2 protein-coding genes are annotated in these 473 nt (G+C 59.2%); both read left to right on the forward strand.

The window, feature by feature from the left end:
• Positions 1 to 338 (forward strand): hypothetical protein (locus tag AWU74_RS12180; protein ID WP_187150968.1); only part of this gene is annotated, 338 nt, incomplete at its 5' end.
• Complete coding sequence (locus tag AWU74_RS12185) at positions 314 to 460, forward strand: hypothetical protein (protein ID WP_187149583.1); 147 nt, start codon at positions 314 to 316, stop codon at positions 458 to 460. The genes AWU74_RS12180 and AWU74_RS12185, both read left to right, overlap by 25 nt.
• Positions 461 to 473: the final 13 nt, after the last annotated feature.

Below are 473 nucleotides of genomic sequence, written 5' to 3' on the forward strand. Positions count from 1 at the left end.
AAGCTCTGGGAACGCCGCGCTCCGCCGGTGCCGGTGCGCCGGAGCAGGGCGATAATCGCGTCGGCATTCGCGCCGCAGTCCGCGCCCGTCAGGCGGGGGCTGGCACAGGCGACGCGGATAAATCCGTGATTCATGGGGGCATTATCAAAGCCGCCGGAGCATATGTCAAGGAACTCGACATAGAGGCTTTGCCTATAAGTGAAGACGTATATGCAAACGCCGATTGGGGCTACCGAAATAGAGAGAAAGGGAACGGGCAAAACCCGTTTCCTATGACGGCGCTCGGCGGCGTTTCTGAGCCGTCCGCAGACTCTTGCGGGGAGTCCGCGAAGGGATAGGGAAAACGCTGGCGGACGCCGCAGTAGGCGAGCTTGCCGGGGATATCCGTATGATAGATTCGACATATATCAAAGCGCATGCGGCGGCAGTCAGGACATTAGTCGCACAAAAGGGGGGCTGATCAGTAAGTTACA

Source organism: Treponema endosymbiont of Eucomonympha sp., assembly GCF_001028545.1.